Origin of the sequence: Ketobacter sp. MCCC 1A13808 (genome assembly GCF_009746715.1) — a bacterium.
Classification (GTDB): Bacteria; Pseudomonadota; Gammaproteobacteria; order Pseudomonadales; family Ketobacteraceae; genus Ketobacter.
The window spans coordinates 1-1,088 of the sequence record NZ_VRKW01000068.1 but is presented as its reverse complement, the minus strand read 5'-3'; the positions used below and the strand labels follow the sequence as shown (position 1 = coordinate 1,088).

The following is a 1,088-nucleotide window of genomic DNA, read 5'->3' as shown; positions in this document are numbered from 1 at the left end:
AACACCGAGGGACGAGCGCAATATAACAACCAGATGATATGGAATCTAAAAGTTGTCACCCATCTTGCTGCGCAAGCTGACCGCCAACTTTCTTAACGATTCCATATATCTACTCTCGTTAAATTGCAATGGATCAGCGAATGAGCGAAGAATTCGAAGATTACAGAATGGGCTACCTTGTCAGAACAGCTGAAGTCTGGAAGCAGCTAACTGAGCTTGGTGCAACAGAAGAATCGAAACTAGATTTTGATTTTCAATTCAGTACTAAAGATGGAGGTGCTGTTAAAGCACTTCAAACAGAGCTGGCTGATTATCCTCTCGAAGTAAGTAGTGAAGGTCTGTTTAAAAAGTCATTTACTATTTCTGGCAACTCAGGGCCAATAACTTGGTCCGAAGAGCAGCTTTTAAAATGGGTGGATTATCTCATTCAAGTTGGTCACGACGCTGGTTGTGAATTCGAGGGGTGCGGCGCAAGTGCTCCGTAGCAGCAATTTAACAAAGCAAGGCAAAATCGCCCTGCGGGCTGGACGCGCTAACGCGCGCCTTTGCTTGCGGCGTTATGTGCTAGGAGCGAAGATTTGAAGTTTATTCTATTTTTAAGTCTCTTTGTTACTTCATTTATATGCTACGCGGATGGTGTGAAAGAAATTCATATTGAGCGTAGAGATATTGGCGAGATACTTGGAAAATCCGTGTTACCTGTCAATATTGATGGTAAAGGCTATGTTTCGAAGGAAGTTTGGCGTAGCCCTAAAGGTATCTATTGCTCCGTCTCACTTTTCGAGCAAAACAAAAAACCTGATGTCGGGACCTTTGAATGTAAATCAACGGAAGGGTTCAAAGCTCAGGTATCGATTGATTGCGCGATAAACAAAAATAGTGAGATGGCTGTGTATCTATTTTTTGGTCGAGTAAATTATGAAGGCGAGAACAGCAATTTCTATGTTTGGTGTGAGTAAGGCACTTACATAACAAGTGACTGTGGTGTCAATAGTCCCAAATTATATTCAATGTGCCCATAACTCATTCCGTTTTACCATGGTGTTTAATATGATGATGAACTTTCTCATTACTGCAGTTAAGGCTAC

General features: G+C 41.8%; 2 protein-coding genes. Both read left to right on the top strand.

What is annotated here, in order from left to right:
* Window positions 1–140 precede the first annotated feature (140 nt).
* On the top strand, window positions 141–485 hold the full coding sequence (locus FT643_RS23065) for a hypothetical protein (protein WP_156873746.1): 345 nt from the start codon (window positions 141–143) through the stop codon (window positions 483–485).
* A 93-nt stretch (window positions 486–578) separates the two neighbouring features.
* Window positions 579–959, top strand: a complete 381-nt coding sequence (locus FT643_RS23060; protein WP_156873745.1) for a hypothetical protein — start codon at window positions 579–581, stop codon at window positions 957–959.
* Window positions 960–1,088 lie beyond the last annotated feature (129 nt).